26 protein-coding genes are annotated in these 26,704 nt (G+C 63.4%); 13 read left to right on the top strand and 13 right to left on the bottom strand.

Annotation, left to right across the window (positions count from 1 at the left end; all coding sequences use genetic code 11):
* Window positions 1-85: 85 nt before the first annotated feature.
* The gene (locus M1D40_RS17170; RefSeq protein WP_461169623.1) at window positions 86-1,291 is read left to right on the top strand and encodes a multidrug effflux MFS transporter; all 1,206 of its coding nucleotides are present in this window, start codon (window positions 86-88) and stop codon (window positions 1,289-1,291) included.
* Window positions 1,292-1,545: 254 nt separating this feature from the next.
* The gene (locus M1D40_RS17165) at window positions 1,546-2,454 is read left to right on the top strand and encodes an SDR family oxidoreductase (RefSeq protein ID WP_152221190.1); all 909 of its coding nucleotides are present in this window, start codon (window positions 1,546-1,548) and stop codon (window positions 2,452-2,454) included.
* 123 nt (window positions 2,455-2,577) lie between these two features.
* On the opposite strand, the gene M1D40_RS17160 is transcribed toward M1D40_RS17165, so the two are convergent.
* Entirely contained in the window at window positions 2,578-3,582 is a 1,005-nt protein-coding gene (locus M1D40_RS17160) for a hypothetical protein (protein ID WP_461169622.1), read from the bottom strand.
* 150 nt (window positions 3,583-3,732) lie between these two features.
* On the opposite strand from M1D40_RS17160, the gene M1D40_RS17155 reads away from it, so the two are divergent.
* Window positions 3,733-4,233, top strand: a complete 501-nt coding sequence (locus tag M1D40_RS17155) for a DUF456 domain-containing protein (protein WP_341394360.1) — start codon at window positions 3,733-3,735, stop codon at window positions 4,231-4,233.
* 6 nt (window positions 4,234-4,239) lie between these two features.
* On the opposite strand, the gene M1D40_RS17150 is transcribed toward M1D40_RS17155, so the two are convergent.
* Window positions 4,240-5,772, bottom strand: coding sequence for a S10 family peptidase (locus tag M1D40_RS17150; protein ID WP_461169621.1), 1,533 nt, complete (start codon window positions 5,770-5,772; stop codon window positions 4,240-4,242).
* A gap of 213 nt (window positions 5,773-5,985) precedes the next feature.
* Between M1D40_RS17150 and M1D40_RS17145 the strand changes: the two genes are divergently transcribed.
* The gene (locus M1D40_RS17145; RefSeq protein WP_341394358.1) at window positions 5,986-6,867 is read left to right on the top strand and encodes a manganese catalase; all 882 of its coding nucleotides are present in this window, start codon (window positions 5,986-5,988) and stop codon (window positions 6,865-6,867) included.
* Window positions 6,868-6,886: 19 nt separating this feature from the next.
* Here M1D40_RS17145 and M1D40_RS17140 read toward each other — a convergent pair whose 3' ends face one another.
* The 5 genes from M1D40_RS17140 to M1D40_RS17120 form a co-directional block, all read right to left on the bottom strand.
* Complete coding sequence (locus M1D40_RS17140) at window positions 6,887-7,258, bottom strand: hypothetical protein (RefSeq protein WP_461169620.1); 372 nt, start codon at window positions 7,256-7,258, stop codon at window positions 6,887-6,889.
* Between the two features lie 11 nt (window positions 7,259-7,269).
* Window positions 7,270-7,989 carry a GAF domain-containing protein gene (locus M1D40_RS17135; RefSeq protein WP_461169619.1) on the bottom strand — a complete coding sequence of 240 codons (720 nt, stop codon included), beginning with the start codon at window positions 7,987-7,989 and terminating at the stop codon, window positions 7,270-7,272.
* Between the two features lie 174 nt (window positions 7,990-8,163).
* Window positions 8,164-8,412 (bottom strand): hypothetical protein, encoded by a 249-nt coding sequence (locus tag M1D40_RS17130; RefSeq protein WP_461169618.1) that lies wholly within the window; start codon window positions 8,410-8,412, stop codon window positions 8,164-8,166.
* Entirely contained in the window at window positions 8,409-8,804 is a 396-nt protein-coding gene (locus M1D40_RS17125; RefSeq protein WP_461169617.1) for a hypothetical protein, read from the bottom strand. Before M1D40_RS17125 ends, M1D40_RS17130 begins: the two co-directional genes overlap by 4 nt.
* A gap of 106 nt (window positions 8,805-8,910) precedes the next feature.
* Complete coding sequence (locus M1D40_RS17120) at window positions 8,911-9,639, bottom strand: GAF and ANTAR domain-containing protein (RefSeq protein ID WP_461169616.1); 729 nt, start codon at window positions 9,637-9,639, stop codon at window positions 8,911-8,913.
* Between the two features lie 172 nt (window positions 9,640-9,811).
* On the opposite strand from M1D40_RS17120, the gene M1D40_RS17115 reads away from it, so the two are divergent.
* Window positions 9,812-10,693: a manganese catalase gene (locus M1D40_RS17115; protein WP_461169615.1), complete on the top strand. Its 882-nt coding sequence runs from the start codon at window positions 9,812-9,814 to the stop codon at window positions 10,691-10,693.
* Window positions 10,694-10,814: 121 nt separating this feature from the next.
* Window positions 10,815-11,879: a glycosyltransferase family 2 protein gene (locus M1D40_RS17110; protein WP_461169614.1), complete on the top strand. Its 1,065-nt coding sequence runs from the start codon at window positions 10,815-10,817 to the stop codon at window positions 11,877-11,879.
* Here the strand turns inward: M1D40_RS17110 and M1D40_RS17105 are convergent.
* Window positions 11,792-13,237 (bottom strand): DHA2 family efflux MFS transporter permease subunit, encoded by a 1,446-nt coding sequence (locus M1D40_RS17105; protein WP_461171080.1) that lies wholly within the window; start codon window positions 13,235-13,237, stop codon window positions 11,792-11,794. The genes M1D40_RS17110 and M1D40_RS17105 overlap by 88 nt on opposite strands.
* A gap of 405 nt (window positions 13,238-13,642) precedes the next feature.
* On the opposite strand from M1D40_RS17105, the gene M1D40_RS17100 reads away from it, so the two are divergent.
* Together M1D40_RS17100 and M1D40_RS17095 are read left to right on the top strand one after the other, a co-directional pair.
* On the top strand, window positions 13,643-14,995 hold the full coding sequence (locus M1D40_RS17100) for an MFS transporter (RefSeq protein WP_461169613.1): 1,353 nt from the start codon (window positions 13,643-13,645) through the stop codon (window positions 14,993-14,995).
* Between the two features lie 94 nt (window positions 14,996-15,089).
* Window positions 15,090-16,211, top strand: coding sequence for an alcohol dehydrogenase catalytic domain-containing protein (locus M1D40_RS17095; RefSeq protein ID WP_461169612.1), 1,122 nt, complete (start codon window positions 15,090-15,092; stop codon window positions 16,209-16,211).
* On the opposite strand, the gene M1D40_RS17090 is transcribed toward M1D40_RS17095, so the two are convergent.
* A complete protein-coding gene (locus tag M1D40_RS17090; protein ID WP_461169611.1) occupies window positions 16,208-16,609 on the bottom strand; it encodes an META domain-containing protein in 402 nt (133 codons plus the stop codon). The genes M1D40_RS17095 and M1D40_RS17090 overlap by 4 nt on opposite strands.
* Here M1D40_RS17090 and M1D40_RS17085 point away from each other — a divergent pair.
* Window positions 16,608-17,132: a hypothetical protein gene (locus M1D40_RS17085; RefSeq protein WP_461169610.1), complete on the top strand. Its 525-nt coding sequence runs from the start codon at window positions 16,608-16,610 to the stop codon at window positions 17,130-17,132. The two genes, M1D40_RS17090 and M1D40_RS17085, sit on opposite strands and share 2 nt — an antisense overlap.
* 3 nt (window positions 17,133-17,135) lie before the next feature.
* Here the strand turns inward: M1D40_RS17085 and corA are convergent, their stop codons facing one another.
* Window positions 17,136-18,131: a magnesium/cobalt transporter CorA gene (gene corA, locus M1D40_RS17080; RefSeq protein ID WP_341394345.1), complete on the bottom strand. Its 996-nt coding sequence runs from the start codon at window positions 18,129-18,131 to the stop codon at window positions 17,136-17,138.
* A 177-nt stretch (window positions 18,132-18,308) separates the two neighbouring features.
* Between corA and M1D40_RS17075 the strand changes: the two genes are divergently transcribed.
* The 3 genes from M1D40_RS17075 to M1D40_RS17065 all read left to right on the top strand — a co-directional run bounded on the left by M1D40_RS17075 (window position 18,309) and on the right by M1D40_RS17065 (window position 21,709).
* Window positions 18,309-19,310, top strand: a complete 1,002-nt coding sequence (locus tag M1D40_RS17075; RefSeq protein ID WP_341394344.1) for an acetamidase/formamidase family protein — start codon at window positions 18,309-18,311, stop codon at window positions 19,308-19,310.
* Between the two features lie 41 nt (window positions 19,311-19,351).
* Window positions 19,352-20,113, top strand: a complete 762-nt coding sequence (locus M1D40_RS17070) for an SDR family NAD(P)-dependent oxidoreductase (protein WP_461169609.1) — start codon at window positions 19,352-19,354, stop codon at window positions 20,111-20,113.
* 408 nt (window positions 20,114-20,521) lie between these two features.
* A complete protein-coding gene (locus tag M1D40_RS17065; RefSeq protein ID WP_461169608.1) occupies window positions 20,522-21,709 on the top strand; it encodes a hypothetical protein in 1,188 nt (395 codons plus the stop codon).
* A gap of 877 nt (window positions 21,710-22,586) precedes the next feature.
* Here M1D40_RS17065 and M1D40_RS17060 read toward each other — a convergent pair.
* Window positions 22,587-23,753 (bottom strand): GmrSD restriction endonuclease domain-containing protein, encoded by a 1,167-nt coding sequence (locus M1D40_RS17060; protein ID WP_461169607.1) that lies wholly within the window; start codon window positions 23,751-23,753, stop codon window positions 22,587-22,589.
* Between the two features lie 611 nt (window positions 23,754-24,364).
* On the opposite strand from M1D40_RS17060, the gene M1D40_RS17055 reads away from it, so the two are divergent.
* A complete protein-coding gene (locus tag M1D40_RS17055; protein WP_461169606.1) occupies window positions 24,365-25,309 on the top strand; it encodes an Abi family protein in 945 nt (314 codons plus the stop codon).
* Between the two features lie 164 nt (window positions 25,310-25,473).
* On the opposite strand, the gene M1D40_RS17050 is transcribed toward M1D40_RS17055, so the two are convergent.
* Together M1D40_RS17050 and M1D40_RS17045 are read right to left on the bottom strand one after the other, a co-directional pair.
* Window positions 25,474-26,223, bottom strand: a complete 750-nt coding sequence (locus M1D40_RS17050; protein ID WP_461169605.1) for a helicase associated domain-containing protein — start codon at window positions 26,221-26,223, stop codon at window positions 25,474-25,476.
* Between the two features lie 116 nt (window positions 26,224-26,339).
* Window positions 26,340-26,696 (bottom strand): ParB family protein, encoded by a 357-nt coding sequence (locus tag M1D40_RS17045; protein WP_461169604.1) that lies wholly within the window; start codon window positions 26,694-26,696, stop codon window positions 26,340-26,342.
* Window positions 26,697-26,704: the final 8 nt, after the last annotated feature.

Genomic DNA, 26,704 nt, shown 5'->3' with positions numbered 1-26,704 from the left:
CGGGCCGTGCCGGAATTCTGCCCGCCGTCCCTTTCATCCTCCCCTCCGGCGGGGCCGCAGGCGAGGGGGACGTAGCATCATGCGTATGTTTCGCGCCCTTCGCCGCACTCCGGCCACCGTTATGACCACCGGTCTGCTCCTGGTCCTGGCGTTGCTCTCCGCCACCGGTCCGTTCGCCACGGACCTGTACCTCCCCTCGTTTCCGGTTATGACGGACGATCTCGGGGTGTCAGCCACGGGCGTGCAGCTCACGCTCACGGCCTTCCTGCTCGGCATGGGGACGGGGCAGCTGGTGTTCGGACCCCTGTCCGACCGTTACGGTCGCTTCCGCCCGCTCCTCTTGGGATCGGCGGGCTTCGTTCTGGCCTCAGCCGCCTGCGCGCTCGCCCCGACACTGGCAGTTTTGGTAGCCGCCCGGCTGGTGCAGGGATTGTGCGCCTCCGCCGGAGTGGTCATCGCCAGGGCCATGGTCGCGGATCTGACGACCGGAGCGACGTCGGCCCGCACCTTCAGCCTGTTGATGACGATCGGAGGGGTGGCTCCGGTCGTCGCACCGACAGTCGGCGGCCTGCTGGCGGAAACTGCGGGCTGGCGGGGAGTGCTCTGGGTGCTGGCGGGGCTGGCCCTGGTGATGTTCGTCTGTGCCGCTTCCGTTCTCTCTGAGACCCAGCCCCGCACGCACCGCAGCAGCGGGCCGATGCTGGCGGGCCTGGCCGGCGTGCTGCGCAAGCGGAAGTTCCTGGGCTACGCAGTCCTGTTTGCCAGCACCTTTGGAGTGTTGATGGGATACATTTCAGCCTCTCCGTTCATTTACCAAAACCTCATGGGGCTCTCGGCGTCGGCCTACGGAATGGCCTTCGGCATCAATGCCCTGGGGCTGGTGGCTTCCGGGTTCATCTCCGCCCGGCTGGCCCGGCGCGTTCCGCCGCGGAAAACAGTCACCGCCGCGGTTTCCGTGCTGCTCGCGATGTCCCTGGCGATACTGGCGCTGACGGTCACCGCAGCCCCGCCCCTGCTGCTGGCCGTGCCCATCTTCTGTGCAGCGTCTTCGGTGGGTTTCATCATGGGCAACACCACCTCCCTGGCACTGGCCGAAGTGGGGCGGGCGGCTGGCAGCGGTTCGGCGGTCCTGGGCGGCGGACAGTTCTTCGCGGGTGCACTCGTGTCACCGCTCACCGGGCTGGCAGGGGGAGAATCAGCACTGCCGCTGGCGGTCATCATGACGCTGTCAGCGCTCGCTGCCGTGACCGCCCTGTACTCCACCCGAACGCGCAGGGCGCCGGCTGGGTAGACTCGTCTGACTATGCGAACCATGAATAAGTACCGAACCGTCATTGTCTGGCTCCTGATTATTGCTCTGGTGGCCAGTGTCAGCGTGGGGTTCCTCAGCATGCTGTTTTAGCCTCCGGCAGAGCCAAACTTGAGCCGGGAAGTCCTGCAGGTCTAGGATAGTAAGCATACTTACGCTTGTTCTCCCGGCGGGAATCCGCTCGCCCGGGACGGGCGTACCGCATGCAGAATGACCTACCGAAAGTGGGAAACTCCATGACAAACGGCAGCACAAACGATCAGTACACCTTCCAGAACCCGGTGGACCGCTTCCCGACGATTACTCCGCCCAAGCAGGACCAGCCCGAGCCCGGCCTGGATGCAGACCTTGAGCCGAAGACGGACCGCGGCGAGGAATCCTACCGCGGCACCGGCCGGCTGGAAGGGCGCAAGGCTCTCATTACCGGGGCCGACTCCGGCATCGGCGCGGCAGTGGCCATCGCCTACGCCCGGGAAGGTGCCGACGTCGCGCTGGCCTACCTGCCCGAGGAAGAGGAAGACGCGCAGGAAATTGTCCGCCTCGTTGAGGCTGCCGGCCGCAAGGCCGTGGCGCTTCCCGGCGACGTCCGCGACGCAGCGTACTGCGCCCAGCTGGTGTCCGACGCCGTCGAGGCCCTGGGCGGGCTGGACATCCTCGTGAACAACGCGGGCAAGCAGGTTGCCGTGGAGAACCTCGAGGACCTCTCCGACGAGCAGCTCGATGACACGTTCAAGACCAACATTTACGCGTTCTTCCGCATCACCAAGGCCGCGCTGCCGCACCTGCCGGCCGGATCAAGCATCATCAACACCACGTCCATCCAGGCGTACAACCCGTCGCCGTTCCTGCTGGATTACGCCAGCACCAAGGCGGCCATCAACAACTTCACCAAGGGCCTGGCCCAGCAGCTGGCACCCAAGGGCATCCGCGTCAACGCGGTGGCTCCGGGGCCGTTCTGGACGCCGCTGCAGGTGTCCGACGGACAGCCCAAGGAGATGCTGCCGGAGTTCGGCAAGGACACTCCGCTGGGCCGCGCCGGCCAGCCGACCGAGCTCGCCCCGGCCTACGTCTTCCTGGCGTCGCCCGAGTCCAGCTACGTGATCGGCGAAACCCTGAACGTCAACGGCGGCACGCCCTCCCCGTAAGCAGGGCGCAGCCAAGCTGCCTTAGCGCCAAGCTGCCTTAACAAGGACCGGCCCGCACCTTTTCGAAGGTGCGGGCCGGTTTGCTGTTAATCGGGTGGAGCCGTCCTGGGAGGAGCCGTCCTGCTAGGCGCGGACGTCGGCGTCGCTGTAGTCCGCGCGGTCGATGCGGCGGTGGTAGCGCATGCCGGCAAGGCCGCCGAGCAGTGCACCGATGAGCGTCGCGGCCAGCGTGGCGGCAACGGCGAGCCAAGTTACGGCGCTTGCTCCGCCGAGATCCTCGGGCAGCGGCGCGACGGTGTTCAGCTGGGTGATGCTGCGGATGTCATCCCCGAAAATCAGTCCCAGCACCACCACAACCACTCCGGCAATCAGGGCCCAGAGCCAGACCGCCAGGCCCTGCTTCAGGCCGTTGAAGCGGGCCATCCGGCCGGCCACGTAACCCCCGGCGTAATAGGCGAGCAGGAGGATCACCAGCAGGATCACTGTCCCGATAATGCCGGCGCTCTGGTTGGCCATTGCCTGGTCGAGGGACTGGCCCAGGTCATTGTCGGTGGAGAAGCCGACGGCGGCACCGATGGCGGCGGCCAGTGCCGAGAGGAGTACCACCATGCCGGTGGCGGTCAGCCAGCCGAAAAAGGCCGCACCAAACTTCATGCCGCCGAACCGTTCCTTTTCCATGGCCAGCAGGGCCTCACGGTTTGCCTTGCCGGGCAGTGCCGTGCGGCTGTCGGTGCCGCGGCCGCTGCCTGCCGTAGCCCGTCCGTCATCCATCCCGCTGTGTCCGGACCGGGAGCCGTCGCCGGCGTAGTCGGCGTCGGGGTCCTTGGTGGCACTGAGGGGCATGGCCCGGGTGCGGCCGTCGTCGTCGTGCTGCGGGCCGCTGTGCCCGGCGTCGGGGGAGGCTCCGGACGATGCCGTCGAAGAGGCCCCGGCCGCGGTTGCCCCGGCTGCCGGAGGTGTCCCGGCATCACTGTTGCCGGCGGGAAGGACCTGGGTTTCGTCCGCTGACGGGACCCGGCCGGAACGGTCCCGCAGGCGTCCGCCGTCCGGTCCCACCGGGTTGCCGGTGCTGCCGGTGGAGCCGTCGGATGCTCCGGGCCGGCCATTGTTGCCTGAGTCGGTGCTCATCTGTCTCTCCTGATGCAATTGGGTGCAGACCGGGGTTGCCGCTCTGTAAGCAAGCTTAGTATCGACCGCCGCGGGTTGGCGACCGATGGGCCGCAGCCGGTGCGCCGCGGCCCGGGTGGAAGACCGGGGCCCGGGTGGAAGACTGGGGGGATGGACCCCGACATCATCATCACCGTCATTGCCGCCCTGGCCATCGCCGTGGGTATGACGGGCATAGTCATTCCGGTTCTGCCGGGCAGCATCCTGATCATTGCCGCGCTGCTGGGATGGGCTTTGGGTATGCAGAGCGCCGCGGCTTGGTGGGCCTTCGGCGTCGGTGCAGTGCTGGCCGCGGCCGGCCTGCTGTCCAGTGCGGTGCTGACCGGCCGCCGGCTGAAACAGCGGAAGGTCCCCAATGCCTCGGTCCTGGCCGGGGTGGTGGTGGGAATTGTGGGGATGTTTGTCATTCCCGTGGTGGGGCTGATCATCGGGTTCACCCTCGGGCTGCTGCTGAGTGAATTCCTGCGCCGGCGCAGCCTGCCGCAGGCCTGGTCTGCCAGCTATGCGGCACTGAAGGCCATGGGCCTGGGCATCCTGCTGGAGCTCGCCTTCGCCTTTGCGGCCGGCACTGTCTTTGTCGGCGGGATCTGGTGGCACTTCGCCTCCCGGTAGCCCCGCTCAGCCGGCGCTGACAAACTCCCGCAGCGCGGCGAGCTGGTCCACCCGGCACCCGGGGTTCACATACATCATGTGTCCGGCCTCGTAGTAGTGGTGCGAAAACCTTGACCGCGCTGCGTCGTCCAGCCGCATGTGTGCCCAAACGTACTCCGCGGCGAAATGGGGCGTTGCGCCGTCGTGGTATCCGTAGTCCACATGCACCCGCAGGGAGGGAATGTGCGTCAGGAGGCGCTCCAGCGTGTCGGTAACGTCCACGGGAACCCCTTCAAAGTTTTTGTAACTCCAGGGCTGCACCCGGCCGGTGAGGATTTCATAGGGCAGGTCGTTTTCGTAGCCCAGTTCGGCCCGCACGTAGTGGTTGACCGCCGACGAGTACGGCCCGTTGATGGCTGCCAGGCTGGGATCGTCCCAGTTGATGGAATCCTGCTGATGGGCCGCCGGTGCAGTGAAGCGGCCATCGATCCGGCCCACCACCAGGTTCTTGTCCCGCAGCAGTTCTGCGGAGAACTGCGCGTAATCCCAGCGCAGGTTGGTGCGCCGGATGAACCCGCGGTCAAGGGTGGTGATCTCGGCCAGCCGGCCGACGACGTCGTCGAACTCTTCCGCGCTGAGCCGCGCTCCCTGCGTGAGGGCGTAGCCGAAGTCCCGGCCCGCATACTCCTCGGCTTCGCGCACCACGTCGGCCAGTTCCCGGTCCCCGTGCCGGCCGTGGAAATGGGCGATGGCCGCATAGGTGGGCAGGTGCAGCGCATAGGGCGTGTCGCGGCCCGGTGCGAAGTTCAGCGTGGCCATGTTCAGCACGGTGGAGATCAGGCCCAGCCCGTTCACCGCCATCCCGTAGGCGTCAAACAGGCGCCCGGCCACGGCGACCGCGCGCAGCGTGCCGTACGACTCTCCCACCAGATACTTCGGGCTAAGCCAGCGGTTGTTGCGGGTGGTCCACAGCCTGATGACCTCGGCGACGAGATCCCGGTCCGCCTCGAAGCCGTGGAACTGGCCGGACTCAACGCCGTCCACCACCCGGGAGAAACCGGTGTTGACCGGATCGATCATCACCAGGTCCGCGTGCTCCAGCAGCGTTTCCGGGTTGTCCGTCAGCCCGAACGGGGGAGGGGTCAGGGATCCGACGTCCCCGGAGTCCGCCATGCGGGGCCCCAGCAGGCCCATGTGCAGCCAGACCGAAGAGGATCCCGGCCCGCCGTTGAAGGCGAACACTACGGGGCGCCGGTTGGCTGGTGCGGCAGTTTCCGCTGCTGTCTCCGGGGTGTTGGCGGCAGCCGCTGCAGGGGTGGGACTTTCCCCGTCTGCGGTGTAGGCCACGAGGAAAATCTCCGCCCGGGGCCGGAACCCGTCCGCCTTGCCGTCCTTGGTTTCTTCGCTCCGCAGCACCATGCGCCCGGCGGTGGTGGTGTAACGGAGTCCGGAAGGCAGGGTGTGGCGGCGGACAACGAAGTCGTCGCTGGCTTCTTCCATCGGGGAGGGCTGGCTCGAGGGCTGGTTTCCGGCGTCCCGGGGCTGATCGTCATGGGGCATTGGGGTAGTCTAGCGACTCCTGAGGGTGGGGCCGGTCACAGGACCGGAGGCTTGCCGCGGAACCGGCAGCGACTTGGAAAAGGAAATTGATAAGTACGCTGATTACCCTTCCGCCGGGAGGGGTGCCGGGATTACGTTGGGCACACGTGCACCGGCTTGCCGGCCCCTGACGGAGGTGCGGAACCGGGTGCTTCAACCCTCCCGGAGGTACATATGTTTTTCCACAAGCAGGAGCTTCAATTCAAGTCCACGCCTGACCAGCCCGATGCCGTTTATGCCCGCAAGCTTCAGGAAGTCCTGGGCGGACAGTACGGTGAAATCACGGTGGCTCTGCAGTACGAATTCCAGGCTTGGAATGCGCACGTTCCGGGCAAGTACCGTGACCTGTTGTTCGGGATCGGCGCCGAGGAAATGGGCCACGTCGAGATGCTGGCCACCATGATCGCCCAGCTGCTGGAAAAGGCTCCGCTGGGGATTACGTCGGATGCCGTGCAGGACGATCCCACGGTGGCGGCAGTGGTAGGCGGAATGGATGTCCAGCATGCCATCGTGGCCGGCGCCGGCGCCCGTGCCGTTGATTCCAACGGAAACCCCTGGCAGGGCAGCTACATCACCGCCAGCGGCAACCTGCTGGCCGACTTCACGGCCAACGCCAACGCTGAAATGCAGGGCCGCCTGCAGGTGGCCCGCCTCTATCACATGACCGACGACCACGGGGTTCGGGACCTGCTGTCCTTCCTGCTGGCGCGGGACACCATGCATCAGAACCAGTGGACCACCGCAGCCCTGGAACTGCAGGCGGAAGGAGCGGAGCAGCTGCCCGTCCCGTCCAACTTCCCGCTGAACAAGGAATACCGCGAGGTTTCCTACCAGTACCTGAACTTCTCCGACGGTCAAACAGCGTCCGAGGGGAGCTGGGCTTCGGGGCCCACGCCCGACGGCCACGGCGAGTTCAGCTACCACGACGGACCGACGACGTCGGCTCCCATGCCGCCGCCCACCCACCCCGATTCCCGCTACTACGGCACCACCGAGCTGCCCAACGCCGTTGAAAAAACGGCCGGTGCGGTTCAGGACAAGCTGAATAAGGAATAGGAACCTTTGCCGGTCCGGATCATCCCTGGTCCGGACCGGCATCCCTGCGGGGTCTGCCTGATTCCCGGCCGGACTCTCCTTCGGTGCGCAACTCATCGGAGGACTGCTCCCGGCGGTTGCCTGGCCCGGCCAGGTCATCGTCGTCGCAGTAGGGTGCACGCAGCCGGGGAGGCAGGTCGTCAATCAGCTCGTTTGCCGCATGTGCCAGGATGTCGCGCTGCAGCGGGGGAAGGGACAAAGAACCGTTCAGGTACGCATCCACCTCATACTCCCCGGCCTCGCCGCCAATGCTGAAGTACTTCATCCAGAGCTGGGAAGTCCCGAGGCCGGCCTGGGTCAATGCCAACCTCAGCCGTCTCCGCTGTTCCGGCTCCACTGCATCAAAGCCCATTCTTCCCGTCCTCAGCCCTGGGGCTTTCCGCTGCCCGAGACAATCGACTCGGCGGCAGCACGGAGGGTCGCCCTGCTGCTGCGCGCGATCTCGAGTAGGCGCGCCATGGAGTCGTCCTCGCTCAGCCCTTCACGCTCCATGAGGACGCCCCGCGCAAAGGCAATGGAGTCACGGCTGGTGATGGCCTCCTTGAGCTGCCTGCTGAGGCGGCGGGGAGCCTCGGCGGACTGAACGTTGGCCAGGAGTGTGGCGGCCGGACCGGCAAAGAGGGTCAACAGCCGTTCGCTGCGGGCATCGAAGGCGCCCGGGAGCTTCGAATAAACCTTGATGGCTCCGAGTGACTCGGTTTGGAAGACCAGCGGTGCGCTCAGGACGGAACGCAGCCCCAGTGCGGCGGCCCGCGGGGTCCAGAGCCGCCACCGTTCTTCAGTGATCAGATCATCTGAGCGCACGGTCCCCGTTGTTGCCCAGGACGTGATGCACGGACCTTCACCGAGTTGATACTGCAGGGCGTCGGCCTGCTTCACAATATCGTCGGTGGCTCCGCGGCTGGTTCGGCGCCCCTGTTCGTCCATCAGGGACACGCCCGCCCCCGAGGTTCCCGGAATGGCTTCCTTGGCAGCATCAGCAAGAAGGTCCACGGCATGACTGACCGTTTCCTCGGTCAGCAGCAGCCCCTGAATCCGGGCAAAGGTGGTGGACAGTTCATCGAGCGGAAGTTCGGCAGTCATGCTTGGCCTCGCATTCGTTTCGGGGCCAGTGAGTGCCGGTCCAACGGTGGGCCGCGTGAGAGGGACAGTGCTTGGAGACAGTGTCCGTGCCACGCTCGGATATATCCGATACTACACAGGCGAGCGCAAAATTTCGGCCCCACCGGGGAGGTTGTGCGGCTTGTGCGGCAGCGCTCAAGCTGGGCGGTCCAAGGCTTGGGGACTCTCCGCACGCTGGTTCAGGATGTCAGCCAGGGCGTTGTACCAGTCAGCGGCTTCCAATGAGGGATAGTCGGTGTCCAGCTGCTCAAAAACCCGGTCCGCCAGTCCCTGGAGGGTCGGGGTCGGAAGGGCTGCCAAGCCATGGGTGTCAGTCGGATCGGTGGGAAGCCCCATCGAGTTCAACTGGTCGGGGAAAAAAGGTTTCAGGTATCTGGTTCTCACCAGTCAGCCCCCCTTTCGGTGCTGCGGCCGGTCCCGGCTGAAACGTAGGCCCGGGCGGGGCATTCCGGCAGGATGTCCGGAGCCTGGATCCGCAGCGTCAGCGGAGCGCCCGTCAATGACTCGGGCGACATGGAGCGCAGCCCCTGCAGGTAGGCAAGCCCCTCGGCGTCTATGTGTCTGGCACACAGGAGGCTGACCGTAACGAAATGGTGTCCGCCGGGGATCAGGTTCCCGAGGCGGCGGATCACCGGCAGGAGCGCCTGGGAACCGCCCAGGGTTAGGCAGCCGGTAATTTCAATGACAGCAGAGGCCGGATCAAGGTCCAGCCGGATCAGTGCGTTAAGTTTATGTTCCATATCTTCCCCGGACCATGACGTGTTGGTGGAAAGCATGGCGCACTTCTGGGCCGTAACAACGGTAACGCCCGGGTCGCTGTGCCCGCAATCCCCCAGGCACCCTCACTTTGCACGGTGCTGACGAGACTGGGACGGCCGAGGCTTACGTGTCGAAATGTGTTTGCGGTGCTGGTTCACCTACGGAGGCTACGAGCTGTGCGGCCAGGTCCCGGAGCTTCATGTTGCTCCGCCCGGACGCTGTCCGCAGGATGGTGAAGGCTTCGTGCTGGCTGCAGCGGTTCTGGCCCATGATGATTCCCACCGCAAGATCGATCACCGTCCGTGACTCCAGCGCAGCCGCCAGATCAGCGGCGTTGTCTTCGCGGACCGAGAACCGTACGGCCAGCCGCAGGGACTTGGCTGCCCTGCCGGCGTACTCCTCGGCTGCGGCAATCGTCAGGGCGTCCAGGGCATTGGGGCGTCTTGAGTAGAGGTTGAGGGCTGCGGATCCGTCCGATTCGAGGTTGAACGGCACGGCAACCAGCGAAGCAATGCCGTGCTCCCGGAGAACTGCGGCATATTCGGGCCACCGCGTCTCGCGACCCAGATCGGAAAGATGGACCGTGGCCTGCTCCCGTGCAGCATAAAGGCACGGCCCCTCGCTGAAGTCGTTCTGGATCTCGTCCAGCCGGTGCGCCCGCTCATCGCTGAAGGCAACGCTGATCCGTTTCCGCTCCCGCAGCAGGGTCAGGCCGCAGATAACTTCAGAGTCGTCCGTCGAGAAGCGCCTCGCCGAATAGTCGGCAAATCGGGAGAGGAATTCCTTCACATCAGCGCTGTCCAGAATCAGGTTCTGGAGATGATCACTAAGGAACTCATCAAAGGCCTCCACCGGGGTTTTTCGCCCCTGGCCTGCACCGTTACTTGTGTGGAATACGCCGTGGCCCATGCAGCCATAATAATACAAAGCTTGCTTACAAGTTTGTCTTTGGGCTAGTTTTTCAGCATAAGACCGCAGGTCCCCTCACGGACCGTAAGCCGGAAACGTCTTTCGGAGGTGCAGATTGTTCTTTCACAAACAGGAGCTCCAGTTCAAGGCCACGCCTGACAAGCCGGACGCCGTCTATGCCCGCAAACTCCAGGAAGTCCTGGGCGGCCAGTACGGTGAAATTACCGTTGCCATGCAGTACGGCTTCCAGGCCTGGAACTCCCACATCCCCGGCAAGTACCGGGACCTGCTCTACGGGATCGGCGCCGAGGAGATGGGCCACGTGGAGATGCTGGCGATCATGATCGCCCAGCTGCTGGAAAAGGCGCCGCTGGGCATTACCGAAGACGCCGTTCAGTCCGACCCGACAGTGGCGGCCGTCGTCGGCGGCATGGACGTCCAGCAGGCCATCGTTGCCGGTGCCGGAGCACGCCCCGTGGACTCCAACGGAAACCCCTGGCAGGGCAGCTACATCACCGCCAGCGGCAACCTGCTGGCTGACTTCACGGCCAATGCCAACGCGGAAATGCAGGGCCGGCTTCAGGTCGCCCGGCTCTACCACATGACCGATGACCACGGGGTGCGGGACATGCTGTCCTTCCTGCTGGCGCGGGACACCATGCACCAGAACCAGTGGATGGCGGCGGCGAAGGAACTGCAGGCGGAAGGCGCCGAACTGCTGCCCGTTCCGTCGAACTTCCCGATCAAGAAGGAAGAACGGTCAGTGTCTTACCAGTACCTGAACTTCTCCGACGGGAAAGCTGCGTCCGAGGGGACCTGGGCTTCGGGCCCCACGCCCGACGGCCACGGCGAGTTCAGCTACCACGACGGACCGACGACGTCGTCGCCCATGCCGCCGCCCACCCGCGTGGATGCCCGCTACTACGGCACCACCGATGTGCCGAACGTCGTCGAGAAGATGGCTGGCAGCATGCAGGACAAACTGCACAAGGAATAGCAGGACCGCTCCGCGGCTGCCCTTTCCCGGCAGCCGCGGAGCGCCGGCCACCGGAGCAGGAACCATGATGAAGAGCCACGGGAGGGACTGCGGGGCCGGTGCGGGGGCAAGGAGGAAAACAGTGACGAGTGGAGGGCCGCAGCTGTCGGAGGCCGGATACATACTGCCGCTCAAATGGCACGATGACGCGGATCTGGAACCGCTGTGCTCTTATCTGGAGGAGCTGAGCCGCTGGATCCCGGTCCTGGTGGTTGATGGATCACCTCCGGAGGTGTTTGCTGCCCACGCCCGTGCCCTTCCCCGTGCAGTGCGCCACTGCCGGCCCCGGCACTCGGGCTGCGCCAACGGAAAAGTGGCGGGGGTGCTGACCGGAGTCCAGTTGATGGAGCGCGAATACCTCGTGATTGCCGACGACGACGTGCGGTACACGCGTGCGGCGCTGGAGCGCGCCGTCGCGCTGCTGGCAGGGGCCGACGTCGTCCGTCCCCAGAATTTTTTCCCTGGCCCGCTTCCCTGGCATGCCCGCTGGGATACGGCCAGAACGCTGATCAACCGGGCCTTCGGATCGGATTACCCCGGGACGCTTGTTCTCCGCAGATCAACCCTTCAGGCCGCCGGCGGGTACAGCGGAAACGTGTTGTTCGAAAACCTGGAGCTGCTGCGGACCGTCCGCGCAGCGGGGGGACGCGAGATCAGGGCTGATGACCTGTTTGTTCCCCGGGTCCCGTGTTCGGCTCCGCACTTTCGGCGCCAGCGGGTGCGGCAGGCGTATGACGACTTTGCCCAGCCCGTGCGCCTGGCCGCCGAGCTGGCGCTGCTTCCCGCAATACTGGTGTGCCTGCGGAAACCTGCGGGGTTGGCGGCACTCGCGGCTGCGGGCATTCTCGCGGCCGAAGCGGGCCGGCGGCGGGCGCACGGCGCCGGGGTGTTCAGCCCTGGTGCCGCACTCTGGGCCCCGCTGTGGATACTGGAGCGGGCGCTGTGTGTGTGGCTGGCAGTGGGCTGGCGTCTGCGCGGAGGCATTCCCTACGGCGACTCGCGGCTGCGCACGGCCGGACACTCAGTACGCCGGCTCCGCAGGATGCGCGCGGCCGGGGGTCAGTGCCCGCGGGAGGATTTCTCCGTGCCGGGGGTGGCTGCCGGAGAGGATCCGGCTGCGGCCTTTTCCGCGGCGGGGCGGGCGTAAAAGAGAGCCGTGGCCAGGCCGATCAGAATCACGACGCCGGGCAGGTACAGGGACTGGCCCATGGCTGTTGCATAGCCGGCGGCCAGCGGTTCCGGCAGGACGCCGCCCGATGCCTGTCCGCCGTCCGCGTCGGCACCCAGTTGTGCACTAAGACGGGACTGCATCATGGCGGCAATCGCGCTGCTGCCGATAACGGCGCCAAACTGCCGGGTGGTGTTGTAGACACCGGAGCCGGCGCCGGCAACGTCGGGGGCAAGATTCCGGGTGGCGGTCAGGGACACTGGAGACCAGATGCAGGAATTGGCCAGGCCCATGAGTGCGACGGGCAGCATCAGCAGCCAGTACGGCGTATCCGGGGTCAGGATGCTCCCGAGCCAGAACAGGGATACGGACAGGGCTGCGAAACCTGCGACGGCCATGAATTTCGGGTTGCCCCGCTGGGCGAGTTTGCCCGCCAGCGGTGCCAGCACGCCCGAAAGCACCGCCATGGGTGTCAGCAGCAGTGCCGCCTGGGTGGGGCTGAGGCCGCGGACGGTCTGCGCATAGAGGATCAGCGGCAGTGAGAATGCCGTAATGGCGAACCCCATCGCAGTGATGGAAGCGTTGGCGAGTGAGAAGTTGCGGTCCCGGAACAGGCTCAGCGGCAGGAGCGGTTCGCTGCGGTTCACATGCTGCCAGAGGACAAAGAGTGCCAGCAGGACGAGGCCCGCAATGATCAGTGACCACACGGAGAGCGGACCGGCAATCGTGCCCCAGTTGTACGATTCGCCTTCCTGGATGCCGAACACCAGGCAGAACATCCCGGCAGCGCTGAGGAAGACGCCCGGCAGATCGAAGCGGTGCACGGCTGTGGGGAGCTTCGGCACGAGGCGGAAGGCCAGGATGAACCCGACAACTCCCACGGGAACATTGATAAAGAAAATCCATTCCCAGCCCAGGCTGTCCACGAGGACGCCGCCCAGGACCGGGCCCACCAGAGTGGCCACGCCCGCCGTCGCGCCCCACAGCCCGAGAGCGGTCCCGCGGTTCTGCGGCGGGAAGATCCGGGTGATGACGGACATTGTCTGAGGTGTCATCAGCGCTGCGCCCAGGCCCTGCACCACCCGGGCCAGGATGAGCATGTCCACAGTGTCGGCGAAGCCGCACCAGGCGCTGGATCCGGTGAAGACCACCAGTCCCGCAAGGTAGATGCGCCGGGGGCCGAAGCGGTCGCCGAGCCTGCCGGTGACCAGCAGCGGCACTGCGTAGGCCAGGAGGTAGGCGCTGATGACCCAGATGACCTTGTCGATGTCGGCGCTCAGGTCGGCCATGATGGCCGGGGTGGCCACATTCACGATGGTGGAATCCACCAGAATCATGAAAAAGCCGATGACGAGCGACCAAAGGGCCGGCCAGGGTTTAAGGGTTCCCGGGTTGATGGTGTCCAAGGGGAAGGCGCCGTTCGGTGGGGGATGGGGATGGGATGGGGTCCGGTGGGGAATGCGGATGGGCATGCGGGATGCGGCAGGTCAGAAACCGAAAACCATTCTGAACCTCTTTTGCCGCCCTTCCAACCCCCAGCCCGGCCAGCCCAGGCTCGGCTGCAGCATCGCTTCATTTACCCGGCCCGTCTTCGTCATAAACGGGCATCTCGGGCCGCCTTCTGTGATCTACCTCTCATTGGGTGTATTTTTACCGCAGGCAGTGACCGACCGTTCTTTCAGTTATTGCCTGCGCACCCGCTGATCACACAGCTGACCCCCCCAGACAACAACGGAGTTTTCATGAGCAACAACACTGCAGCGAAGCCCCACGGGCGCATGACGCAGGAGGAACGGAAAGTCCTCGCCGGAACGCTGGTCGGCACGACCATCGAGTGGTACGACTTCTTTATATATGCCCAGGCTGCCGGCCTCGTTCTGGCGACCCTTTACTTCGGCCCCGTCAGCGAGGGGCCGCTGGGGCAGGTGGTCTCCTTTGCGACCATCGGCATCAGTTTCCTCTTCCGTCCGCTGGGCGCCGTCGTCGCCGGGCACCTCGGCGACAAGCTGGGACGGAAAAAAATGCTGGTCTTCACCCTGCTCATGATGGGCGCGTCAACGGCCCTGATCGGCCTGGTTCCCACCTACGCCCAGATCGGCGTTGCCGCCCCGATCCTGCTGGTGCTGCTGCGCATCCTGCAGGGCTTCTCCGCCGGCGGAGAATGGGGCGGTGCGGCCCTGCTTTCGGTGGAACACGCACCGGTTAACAAGCGCGGGCTCTTTGGGGCCTACCCCCAAATCGGTGTTCCCATCGGCATGATTCTGGCGACCTTCGTCATGTACGTACTGAGCACCACCCTCAGCGAGGAGCAGTTCCTGTCCTGGGGCTGGCGGATCCCGTTCCTGTTCTCCGTGGTGCTGATCGGCGTCGGGTATTTCATCCGCCGTTCCGTTTCGGAAAGTCCGGTCTTCAAGGAAATCCAGGAACGCAAGAAGGAATCCTCCGCACCGCTGGCCCAGCTGTTCAAGCACAACACCCGCGAAGTGATCCTGAGCGCCCTGATCTTCATCGCCAACAACGCCGCGGGCTACCTGGTCATCGCTTTCTTCGCCTCCTATGCCACGGGCAAGGTTGATGCCGGAGGGCTGGGCATGCACCGGCCTTCAGTCCTGCTCGCCACCACCCTGGGCTCCTTCGGCTGGCTGATCTTTACGCTGTACGGCGGAATACTCTCCGACCGGATCGGCCGGATCAAGACGTTCCAGATCGGCTACGCGTGGGTCTTCCTCTGGTCCGTACCGATGTTCCTGCTCATCGACACTGCCAACATCGTGCTGTTTGCGGTCTCCATCTTCGTGCTCACCATTGGGTTGGGGCTCTCCTACGGTCCGCAGTCGGCCCTGTACGCGGAGATGTTCCCGGCACGGGTGCGCTACTCCGGCGTCTCCATCGGTTACGCGCTCGGCGCGATTCTCGGCGGCGCGTTTGCCCCGACCATCGCGCAGATGCTGCTCAACGAGACGGGTTGGTCCCCGTCCATCGGTATCTACATCATGGTGCTGTGCGTCATCTCTTTTGTTGCCGTTTCCATGGTCCGGGAAACCAAGGGAGCGGACCTGCACGTGGAAGACGTCCAGACGCAGAGCCGCTCCTGATCCCGGGGCCTGAGAAATTGAGGCAGGGCTTCGGGAGGAACCGGTAGATTGCAGGAAAGAAGCCAGCTAACGGTCAACAGATGAGGCGGAGCGCATGAAAATCCGGGGTGCAGTTCTGGAACAGGTGGGTAAATCCGCAAAGTACGCGGACTCGCTGCCGCTCACGGTTTGTGATGTGGAACTTGATGCCCCGGAGCGCGGTGAAATCCTTATCCGGATAGAGTGCGCAGGAATCTGCCATTCGGATCTGTCCGTGGTGAACGGGGACCGGGTGCGGCCCGTGCCCATGCTGCTGGGCCACGAAGCCTCCGGCATCGTGGAAAGCGTGGGCGGCGACGTGGTGGACCTGGTCCCCGGGGACCGCGTGGTGATGACGTTCCTGCCACGGTGCGGGTCCTGCCGGGGCTGCCAATCCAATGGCCTGCTGCCGTGCAGCGAGGGGACGGCGGCGAACACCGCGGGGACCCTGCTCTCCGGAGGAGTCCGGCTTCACCGGGGAGACGCCCAGGTGCTGCACCACCTGGGCGTCTCGGGTTTCGCCACCCACGCCGTCGTTGACCAGCGGTCGGTGGTGAAGGTGGACGCGGACGTTCCACCCGAGGTTGCTGCCCTGCTGGGGTGTGCTGTCCTGACCGGCGGAGGTGCCGTACTGAACCTGGCCAAGCCGGTGCCGGGGGACACCTTGATCGTGGTGGGCCTGGGCGGCGTCGGCATGGCTGCCCTGCTCACGGCCCGGGCGCTGGGGGCGGAAGTCATAGGCATCGATGCAAATCCTGACAAACTGGACCAGGCCGTGGCGCTGGGAGCTGCTGCTGCCTACAGCCCGGCGGATGCGCAGTCCGGAGCAATTACGGCGCCCGTGGTGGTGGAAGCGGCCGGGAACGCCCGGGCCTTCGAGACCGCCGTCGCCCTGACGGAGCCGGGCGGCACCACGATTACCGTGGGCTTGCCGGCACCGGATGCCATGGCCCGGGTTTCGCCGCTCACACTGGTTGCGGAAGCCCGGACGATCATCGGCAGCTATTTGGGCTCTGCCGTTCCGTCCCGGGATATTCCCGTCTTTGCCGATTTGTGGCGTCAGGGCCGGCTGCCGGTGGAAAAGCTGGTCTCCTCCCGGATCGGGCTCGGGGATATCAACCGGGCCATGGACGATTTGGCTGAAGGGCGTGCCCTGCGGCAGATCATCCACTTCGATGAACCGGCCGGCCAGCCCTAGCGCCGGAGGGTGCCGATCGGTTCGCCGTCCGAATCGAACAATGCCAGCGTGTCACCGTCCACCTCGGCGGTGGCTGCTGCGGAGAGCCACGTGTCCACATCCTGGCACGCCATCAGGGTGGAGGCCATCTCCTTAAGCGCCACTGACGCGCCGTCCTGCGTCCAGTGACCCATCAGCCGGTTGCACCCGTCGGTTCCGCTAACGCGTCCATCGGATGCAAAGTCCAGCGAGGGGGCACTGGAATCGCCGGTGTCACCCCACGTTCCTTCGACCGACGGCGTCCCGGAGCCCGGACTGTCAGCGCAGGAAGCCAAGGCGGCCACGACCAGCAGTGCCGCTGCCAGCCTGAGGGCGGCGGCCGGCAGCAGCCGTCCGCCGGGTGTCCTAAAACGCATCATGGCCGTCCTTTTCCTGTCAGTGGGAGAATGCCCGGATCGTATCCCTTATCCCCACTGGGAAGGAACCCGTCAATTGTCGCATTCCGGGTGGGCCGGAATAAGTTGGATCCTTGATGATGATCTGGGAGCGTGGAAACCGGGAATAGCAGGACCGCAGCTTTCGACGTTCAACGAATTATTCGGAAATGGAGTGATCCAAAACATGGGTAAAGTCGGCGCGTGGCTGGGTATGACTGCAAATGGCACGGAAACCGGAGTCACCGGCAAAGTTCCCATGTGGCATGGCGTACGCACGGCCGTGAAGCTCACTTGGAGTGCCGTCTGGGCAGCCGTGGCGGCGGCGGTGTTCCTGCTGGCTAATCAGAGGATGCCGGAGGATGACGGGTTCGGGGGTTTCATCCCCCTGTATTTCGCCGTCACTGTTTTCATCGCTGGCATAGCAGTTACTGAACGCAATGGCGTGAGAGTCGCAAAACCAGTGCAGAATACCGCAAAAACGGATCTCAGTAAGCCGGCAGGCTGAACGTCAAAGCCACTTGTTCCGCTTGAATGTGACATACAGGGCAACACCCATAACCACCATCGCCACCAGGGCCAGCGGATAACCCCATTCCAAGCCCAGCTCCGGCATGTGTTCAAAGTTCATGCCGTAGATGGTTCCCACCAGAGTGGGGGCAAAGAGGATGGCGGCCCAGGAAGAAATGCGCTTGACCTGCTCGTTTTGTTCAATGCTGGTTTCGGCCAGCCGGTTCGAGGCCAGCGTGGAGGCAAGGTTCAGGGCGTTCTCCAGCAGGGCGCGGTAAGCATTGACCCGGTCGATCAGCCGCAGCACGTGGTCCAGTACGTCCCCAAGGTTGTCCCGCAGCTCGGCGGGAACACCAAACTGGTCTGCGTTGCGCTGCAGGGCTCCCACCACGCCTTCCAGCGGAGAGAGCGCCCGCTGGAACTGGATAACCTCGCGGGAGAGCTCGTAAATGCGGCGGGACACCTCCACGTCGCCGCCGAAGAGCTGGTCCTCGATCTCGTCGATGTCGTTCTCCAGCCCGGCGGCCACAGGTGCGTATTCATCCACCACTTGGTCCATCACGGCATAGAGGACGGCATGGGGACCAAGTGCCAGCAGGTCCGGCTCCTGTTCCAGCCGCTTGCGCACGCGGCCAAGATCCGGAGATTCGGCGTGCCGGACGGTGACAACAAAGTTGGGACCGACAAAGACGTGCAGCTCGCCGAACTCCACGCGCTCCACCTCATCGAGATAGCGGGCCGGGCGCAGCACCGCAAAGAGGGTGTCATCGTAGTGCTCCAGCTTGGCCCGCTGATGCCCGGCCAGGGCATCCTCCACGGTCAGCAGGTTCAGGCCGAATTCTTCGGCGACTGCCAGCAGCTCGACGTCGTCGGGCCGGTACAGGCCAATCCACGCCATCCCGCCGGACGTGCGCGTCAATTCGAAGGTCTCGTCGAGGTTGTCCGGAGTGTGTTGCCGCTTGCCGTCCACATACACACCGTTGTCGATCAAGGTCATGGACGTCCCCTAGCTGGTAGATCTGAGCTCCGGCCGCGGCTGATCCGGACCGGTGTCCATTATCCCTCCCGCCGGCAGCCGGAGGGACGGGCAAGCGTTTGCAGGTCAATCGGAGGGGCTTTTTCGCGGTGCTCCAGACCTGTTGTTTGTGAAAAGCGGCGCCTATAGTATCCGGGCATGGAGACCGTCGAATACAGGCCCAGTCGTGAACAACTTGTCTATACCTTCGGGGGAGCAGCTCCGGTGCTGCGGATAAAACCGGGAACAGCGCTGAAATTATGGTCCGAGGATGCCTTCAACAATGCCTTGACGTCGGTTGAGGACCTGTCCAGTGAAAAAGTCGATTTGAATTTTGTGAATCCGCAGACCGGACCCTTTTATGTTGAAGGGGCAGAGCCCGGGGACACGCTGGCCCTTCATATCGTGGAGCTCTCTCCCGCCCGGAGTTACGGCGCGTCAGCCACCATTCCATTTTTCGGCGGCCTGACGAGTACCGACCGGACAGCTTTTTTGCAGGATCCGCTGCCCGACACCACCTGGATTTACCACGTTGACTCCGTACGGCAGACGGTGGGATTTCAGGCCCGCTTCGGAGACTTCGAGATTGCGCTTCCCCTTGAACCGATGCTCGGCACCGTGGGCGTAGCGCCGCCGGGCGGAGAGGTGCGCTCCTCGCTGGTGCCGGAGCGATTCGGCGGCAACATGGATTCCCCGGAGGTAAAGGCTGGAACGACGGTCTACCTCGGGGTCAACCAGGAGGGTGCCTTGTTCTCCGTCGGTGACGGACACTACCGGCAGGGGGAGGGCGAAGCCTGCGGCACCGCCGTTGAGGGAGCGATGAATTCCACGATCATCGTGGAACTGATCAAGGGCGGAGCCCCGGCCTGGCCGCGGCTGGAGACCGACACGGAGTGGATGGCGGTTGGCTCCTCGCGTCCCATGGAGGACTCCTGGCGGATTGGGCAGGTGGAGATGGTTCGCTGGTTTGGTGAGCTTTTCGGGCTCCATCAGATGGATGCGTACCAGTTGCTGACCCAGACCGCGCTTGCCCCCATTGCCAACGCGGTGGACGCCAACTACAGCGTGGTGGTCAAGGCGCGGAAGGCACTGTTTCCGCCGGCGGACGCCTATGAGGGTCTCCACGCCGATCTTCGCCGCCGCAGTACCGAACTCGTCTAACCAGTACCGAACTCGTTTAACCTTCACCCGGAAGGATCATCATGGATCTGCAGCTGACCGGAAAGACCGCGCTGGTGACCGGAGGAACGCGGGGGATTGGCCGGGCCATCGTGGAAACGTTCCTGGCCGAAGGCGCCAACGTGGCCTTCTGCGCCCGCAACGCCTCCCAAGTGGCGGAGACGGAGGAGGTTCTGGCTGCCGTGGGACCGCTGGTGGAGGGCACGGCGGTGGACATGGGGAATGCTGCGGCGGTGGCACGCTGGGTTGAGGGCGCGGCCGAACGCTTTAGCGGAATCGACGCGGTGATCAGCAACGTCAGCGCCCTCGCCATCGACGATTCCGACGCAGGGTGGCAGGCCTCCCTCGATGTGGATCTGCTGGGCACCGTACGCCTCATGAAGGCAGCGATTCCACACGTTAGGGGCAGTTCCTCTCCCTCCCTCGTTGCCATCTCCAGCGTCTCCGGACGGGAAGTGGACTTCACCTCCGGCCCCTACGGAACGGTGAAGTCCGCGCTCATTGCGTACATGTCCGGCCTGGCTTTCCAGCTGGCGGACCAGGGGATCCGGGCCAACACCGTTTCGCCCGGAAACACGTATCACGACGGCGGAGTGTGGCCGAGCATCGAGGCAAACGACCCGGAGCTGTTCGCCGCGTCGATGGCACTTAACCCCACCGGGCGGATGGGGGTCCCGCAGGAAGTAGCCGACGCCGTCGTCTTCCTCTCCAGCCCGGTTTCCAGCCGGACAACCGGCGCAAACCTCCTCGTGGACGGCGCGCTCTCGCGCGGTATCCAGTTCTAAGCGCAGGCTTCCTAGGTACGGGGTTCTTGTGAACGAAACTCGCAACGGTACTACGAAACGTTCAGGAGTATTTCGTGCACATTTCCGTGCACCAGCGCCCCGGAAGTTAAGTGATCTGGCACCTGGTCTTTGGGGATACATCAGCATGCACGGAAAGGGTCGTATTCGTGCACCCGTTGATAGCTCGCCATGCCTCCCGTTTAGCGGGCGCCTACCGAGCACTTTATTGGGCGGGGCTTGAGGGAATCGGGACGGTCGCATCTATGAGCGCGCACCCCCGCCTCGGGCCGGTGTGAGCTGTTCCACTGAAGGACCGGCTTACGGGCGTTTACTGCGCTGAGGCTGTCCGGGATTCAGGTCCGTCTCGCTAACTGTCTAGGATTACAGGATGCCGTTCGGTCTGGTCGAATGGTGATTCTCAAACTGGACTATCTGGGGGAAGCAACAATGGCGTTGAGCCAAATGGATTTCGAAGAACACGAGTTGTGGCCGCTCGTGGACCGCGTCAAGGGCCTCCTGGAAAAGGCGGCCAACTCGGTTGAAGACGAGGCGGTGCAGAATGTAGAGACGCTGAACCACATCCGTTTGGCCCTAGCAGACGTCCGCAGCCTCTTCAGCATCCAATCGTGGCGTATCCCGAGGTCCGGCTCTTTAGACGCTCTCGCATCGGTGCTGCTGCGCGTGCATGAGGAACTTAACGAGCTCGTCGAAAACCCAACGGAACACAATCCTCATCTGCCGATGCTGCTCGATGAACTTGTAGAGGATTTGAAACCCTTCCCTCTCTACTTAGTGCAGTCGGACGCTGCTATGGCGCTGGAGGAGGCATTGACATCACACCGCAGTTTCCTGGGTGAAACTGTTCAGTGGTTACATGGTGCGGTCGCCGACGAGCGTCAATCTGTGGAGGGTCTCCAGACGGTCATTACTGCGGAGCAAACCAAGATTGCCGAGCAGGTAAAGAGACTCGATGAGGCGCTGAATAACCAGAACAACACGTTCATGAGCCGCGTTGAGGAGTGGAAACAGGCTTCGGATAGGGCTGCTGCTTCGATACTCACCCGGGGTGAAGAACAACTGGCGAAACTTGATGAGATGGAAGGCCAATCCCGGAATCTCGTCGATGCGACCTCGCGCCACACGATTACTGCCGAGTACGGAATATATGCCAGGAACCAGGAGAGGGCAGCGTTTTGGTGGAGCGCAGGGGCCGTAGCAGCCGCCATTGGAGGGTTTCTATATCTATCGTTTGTCTTGACCGGGGTTCATGACGCGACAGTTTCCGAGACGATCATCAAGGCCACCGTCTCATCTCTTGTTGTTCTCGGGGCCGGCTTCATGTCACGCGAGTCTTCGGGGCACCGCAAGGAAGCACGGGATGCTAGACGAACCCAGCTTGATCTGAATGCACTTGATCCGTTCCTGACTAAGTTGGACGAAGATGAGGCAAATGATCTCCGCCGCGAATTCGCTCAGAAGATATTCGGGCGGCCGCTAGCGAACGACAGGGGTCAGAAGCCCTATGAGTGGGCTATCGAAAAGTTGCAGCGTGATCGGAAGACTGCAGAGGACGACTCCGCAGCGGCTGAGGTGTAGGAGCTCATGAACACTTCTACAGGATGACCTCTCGCCACCTGCATGAACCCTTGGTGCAGGACTAGCCGGCATCAATCGGATTGCGGGAGCGGCGGCGAACGCCGTTCGTGTCATCGAGTCCTAACTTCTTCAGTTCGTCTTGGCTCCAGCCATCTCAAAGGGCACGGGAGCATGCGCGTTTGTATTCGCGTTCGGCCTCTTTGATCTGGTCCAACAGCTCGTCACGGTGCTGTTGAGCCTTCACGAGCCTGGTCACGCCATCGGGTGGGAAACAGAGCGGGCCAGATCAGATCACGGACCACGGCCAAGAAACCCGCCCGCGGCCCGTCCTAGCGGCCCTCGACTCGCGGCTCCAGCAATGATAACGGCATGTGGGTTATACGGGTCTGTGGCGTGGATATCTCCTCCGCCTTAGACGCGGAAATCCCCCAGGGAAACTCTCTTCAAAGCCGACCTAAAACGGTTCCAGGAGCTGATCTGGCTGGATCGGATGGACCCGGTAAACCAATGCTTCGAGAAGGCATTAACCCTCGCGGCGGTCGGCAAAATCCCGCCCACCACACCGGGAGAGGCCACACACCGTGAAGCCACCCTCTCAGTGAGCATTCATGCCAAGACCGGGGAATGTCTTCAGTATTGGCCCGCCCCAGGGAGTTACTGCGTACCGGCGGCAGAATGCCGGGATTAGCCGCGGCGCTGTGCCAGGTTCGGTGCCGGCCGTCGGACCACGTGCTGTCCCAGGGGTCCATGGGCTTACGAGACTGGTCGGCCACAAACCGCTACAAAAACCAGGTCATTCACTGCTGCGATTCATGCGAACCCAATCCGGCGCGAAATCGTCTCTGACCGGTAAGCAGGGTCTGGCGGTTCTACCGTTCTACCTGTTTCCCTTAGCTCGGTTGTGGGTCTGGCAAAGCATCGTTAGGTTGGCGAGATCCGTGGCCCCACCTTTGGACCAAGCGGTCACATGGTCGGCATCCATCTCATTCTGCTTGTAGACACGGGCTTTGTTGGCATCAGTTCCGATTGCGCACAACAGACAGTTCGAGGTGCCGTCCGCTTTGGCCTGCGTGGTCTGCTGCTGGTAAGCGACACGTTTCATAGTGTCGTCGAACAGCCGGATCGACAACAGCTGCGGATCATTCTTTCCGCCCAGCAGGTATTCGTAGATCCCTTTGCTGTTGCGGACGGCTGGGTCACCACGGAGAGTTTCGACTTCGCTGTCGAGTACACCCGCGTTGTACGAAGTCGAATGGTAGAGCTCGTAAAGCCGTCCCCACTCGAGTCCGCGCATCTCCGTATCTGGCGGACGGGTGAACACGCTGCCGATCCAATCGATGACGGACGTGAAGTAGGTTTTCAGCGGAACGATCTCGGCGTCCTGTCGGTGTTGTGCCAGGTAAGCGTCGATGCTGATGCCCTCGGACGATGAAACCCAGTCCAGCGCGACTGCGAGGATTTCCTGCCGCTTCGCATCACCCTTGATGTATGACGACCACTTATGCATGTTTGCGTTGTGTGAGTTGCTGAATTCAGCCTTGGCTTTGGTGATGAAGGGCCCGGAGTAGATGGCGTTCAGCAGCTCCTGCTTGTTGAGTGGGACCCCGGCGATGTTGATCGTCTGGAACCACTCTTTGATCTCGGCCTCGGTGCCCTGGCATTCGTAGACCAGCAGTCTGCTCTCCTTCAGCAGCACTTGGTCCTCTAACGGAAGCGACGAGAACGTTTGTTCCTTACCCTTGACTTTGATCGCGAACTTGCCGCCCACGAATCGTCCGACGCTGGTTATTCGCTGTTGGCCATCAAGGACTTCCAGAACGTCGCCTGCAACGTTGAAGTAGATCAACCCGAGCGGATACCCCTTCAACAGCGATTCAATGACAGCGACGTCGCGCTTGCCGTCGTTGTAGATGTAGTTGCGCTGGTATTCCGGCTGGATGACAAGCCGGCCAGAGAGGCCGAAAAGGCCCTTGCCTTCTAGCTCGTTGTAGACGAAACCTGCCAGCACCTCGCCGATTGTGTAGTGCTTGAGCTCGGTTTTCATGAGGTTCCCTTTACGTGGCGGATGAAGATTCGCTTGAACATTCGCTTCACGGGATAGCCCACGTCAAAATAGGTCCCAGTCCCGAATGATTCAGTGCGAATGTAGCCGCCGCCGGAGCCGGTGTTCGATTTAACTGGTTTGCCGTTGACTACTTTGCTCTTGGCCCGATAGACCTTAGTCGGCTCATAGTCTGTTTCGTCCGTCCCTAGGATCTCGAACTGACTAAGGGGATCGGCTGACGAACGCATCCTCTGTCACGTGATCCTTCTGGAAGTTGAAGGCTGAGCGCTCATCAGGTGAAGCGCCAGTATGCCAAGTAGCCATCGTGCGCTGGGTGGGGCTGAATTTCAGCAGAGTCTGCACCTCCGCGCGTACCCGTGATACAGTCGGGAGCACTACATGCCCCTCGCCTCTCTGCAAATATTTGTAGACGCGCACCTGGGGCATTTTTTTGTGCTTTTGTAGTCCCCTCCTTGGCAGGGAACACAGCAGTAAAGAAAGACAGATAGCGCACCGGACGACACAGAGAGGCCCCGATGAACGGAGCTGGAGCAGGCCGGCACCGCAGGAGTACACGGCCGCGCGGTGCTCTCGTCTTCACGAAGCCGGCGGTGAAGGTCGAAGACCTTGCCGTCCAGCTCGAAAATCGAGGCCTGGTGGTGCCTGACCATGATCGTGCGGTGCGTTATTTGAGGCATCTGGGCTACTTCCGGCTCTCGCCTTACACGATTCCTTTCCAGAGCGACCGGGTTCAGCATCTCTTCCGCGAAGGCACTGTCTTTGACGATGTGCTGAATCTGTACGTCTTTGACCGGGCGCTGCGGCTGCTGGTCATAGATGCTCTGGAGCGTGCGGAGGTCGCGATCCGCGCAGCGCTGACGGATCATATGGCCACGGTGTATCAGGATCCGTGCTGGTACATCGATCCTGCGCACTTCAAAGATCTGCGCAAGCACAATGAACTACTGGACATCGTTCGCCGCCAGGTCGAGGAACGGCTCTCCAGGCCGCCTGAGCAGAGAGGCTCGGACCGGAAGTACCCTGTGGACCGGTCTGCTCTCGAACACTATCTGGTCACCTACGGCGAGCCGGAGCTGCCGCCCTCCTGGCTGATCGCAGAGATGCTGACCATCGGCCAGCTCAACAATTTGATCCGCAATCTGAAACGCCGATCCGACAAGACGGCGATCGCCGGCGGCATTGGCCTGAACGAGCCGGTGCTGACGTCCTGGCTGCAGACGTATGTGCGCGTGCGGAACATCTGTGCCCATCATGGCCGGCTGTGGAATGTCGGCCTCGGCGTTTACCCGATGATTCCCGGGAGTCCAAGGATCTCCTGGCTGAAAGGTGAGAATGCCCTTCCCCTGCAGTCCAGGCAGAGGCTGTATCCAGTCCTGGTCTCGCTACAGGCTGTCCTGGATGTGGTGTCCCCGCGCAGCTCTTGGGCGCAGCGGCTGCATGACCTGCTGGCCACGCGGCCGCCGGAGAACCTCAGGGGTATGGGGGTGCCTGCCGACTGGGCGGAGAACGAGTTCTGGGCACGCCATCTGAGCTGACCTGTGCAGCCCGGACAGGATGGACCCGGATCCGATGACGATCACCTACGGTGCGACACGTACGCCACCTCTATGACGGTGCGTACTTCTTCGACGGACAGCGGTTATCTAGGTGTTGAGGGCCAATCTCTGCACGAAGCCTCACATCATAGACGGAGAGCACTTTAGGCAGAGTTTTTCCGGCGGCCACGAAAGATCTGCCAACCTGGTGCAGCTGCGTTTAGCCGGCTTTCCCTGTTCCGACCCAGCTTGCCTGTGCGGAGGCAGTGCCGTTGGCGTTCCAGCCACACGGCCAGAACTTTCTCCGAAGAATCCGCGGCAGTTTTGTAGCGAGGGTAGCGCTGATTTTCCCGGAAAAACGTCTCCAGTTCTTTCACCCGCTGCTGCCACAGGGCCCGCTCTCGTTCTGCTTTCGGGGGCGTCAGCCATCCAGGCACTCTGTCATCCAGATAGCGTTTCCTGGATTCAAGGAGTTTGCCTGTCCGGTACCTTCCGCGCTCGCTTTGCAGGAAGCTGTACAGCGAGCTCTCACCCTCGAGGTACCCGCGAGGGAACCTCCCATAGACCTGGCGGAAGTCGACCAGGTCCGCGGCTCGTTCTTCCCACGTGGGTTTCGGCTTCTTCAGGCTGCCCGGGGGAGGGGCCGGCTGGTCATGGACCACGAGGCGCTGCCCGAACAGTTCGGGGTCATAGGTGATCCTGGTCCGGATATGGTCGTAGACCTTCCGATACGGCACCCTGCACAGCACGGCGATGCGCCACGGATCCAGGCCCTTGGTCCACATGTAGAACCACTCTTCCCGGGACCAGTGCTGCGGGGTCCAGGACTCCGGGTCGCGGGATCCAGGGTTGAGGTGCGGGTCATAGCCGTAGCCAAGCAAATCTTGGCCGGTTCCGCCACGGTGGTGCCGCACGTCGTTCTCCAGCTGCCGGCGCCGTTATGCCGCTGTGCCGTTAAAGGGTGGCACAACGGGAACCGCGCCAACGGTTCCCACTTCCCTTACTGTCCTCCGCAACCAACGAAGGAAATCTATGGTGCCTGGCGTCCCTCTTCGGTGAGGGTGCGCCGGCCGGGGCGGAGGGCGCCGGCTTTGACCGGTTGCCACTTCCTGCCCTTGTTGTGTTTGGGCTGCAGCCTGCGCACCTCGCGGAGCACTGCTGCTTCGATCAAGTCTGACAAGGACTCATACCCTTCGGCGCGGCCGGCCGCCAGAAACACAGCTCGCACCTGCCCGGCATCCTCCACTCTGAAGTAGGGGAGAAAGATGCCGGCTTCTGACGGTTCACAGTTCCTGCCCTCGGCTGGTCGAGGTTCCGGGGAGGGATTCCGCCGGCCAGGGGTACGGGGAAGCCCGGTGGGTAAAGGCTTTTGGCCTGCCGTCCTCATGCAAACTC

The sequence above is a fragment of the Arthrobacter sp. Z1-15 genome (assembly GCF_054792395.1).
The sequence above is the reverse complement of the archived record's forward strand: the minus strand, read 5'-3'. Positions and strand labels throughout refer to the sequence as shown.